This is a genomic window from Flammeovirga agarivorans, from assembly GCF_012641475.1.
Classification (GTDB): Bacteria; Bacteroidota; Bacteroidia; order Cytophagales; family Flammeovirgaceae; genus Flammeovirga; species Flammeovirga agarivorans.
Window position 1 is genome coordinate 1 of record NZ_JABAIL010000118.1, and the last position, 580, is coordinate 580.

At 27.2% G+C, this 580-nt stretch carries 1 protein-coding gene; it reads right to left on the minus strand.

The genetic code is table 11. The annotated features are described in order from the left end of the window. Nucleotides 1–60: 60 nt before the first annotated feature. Nucleotides 61–580, minus strand: a 520-nt coding sequence (locus tag HGP29_RS28525; RefSeq protein WP_168885846.1) for a hypothetical protein, incomplete at its 5' end; no start/stop codon positions are given.

The following is a 580-nucleotide window of genomic DNA, read 5'->3' on the forward strand; positions in this document are numbered from 1 at the left end:
AACGTAATGGCTAAACTACGTGTGAGGGTGCGTCACCCGAACGTGGAGTTTTAGCTGGTGTTACAGAGCTTTTATTGTGTGTGATTTCTGTTCAGAGATAATTCCTTTTATTTTTCCTATATGTTTTAAGTTCTTTTTGAGTACTTCTGAATCAAGTTCCCAATTAACTAATAAATAACAGTTAAAGCTTAGATCTTTTTCTTTTTCAAAGATACTGTTATCTAAATCTGACAATATTGCATATGGATAATCTATTGAATTATAACTTACTGATTTATTTAACTTTATGATATAACTATTTGAAATTTCTTCGAACATTAAACTTTCTACAATTACTCCATTTAGAAAGTCTTGTTCTAGTTCATGACTAGGATCATTTACCTTAGTAGAAATAAAGTTTAAACCCATGTAACTCTTTCTGAATTTAGTTACATAGATATAAAGGTAAAATATTGCCAATAAGTTAATGTCTAAATTAAATGGCTTTTCATAAAATTTTAGATTTGATAGACCAAATTTTATATTAATAAACTGTGTTACGTCAAAAATTGGTATGATAATATTTTGACCTTGATAATAT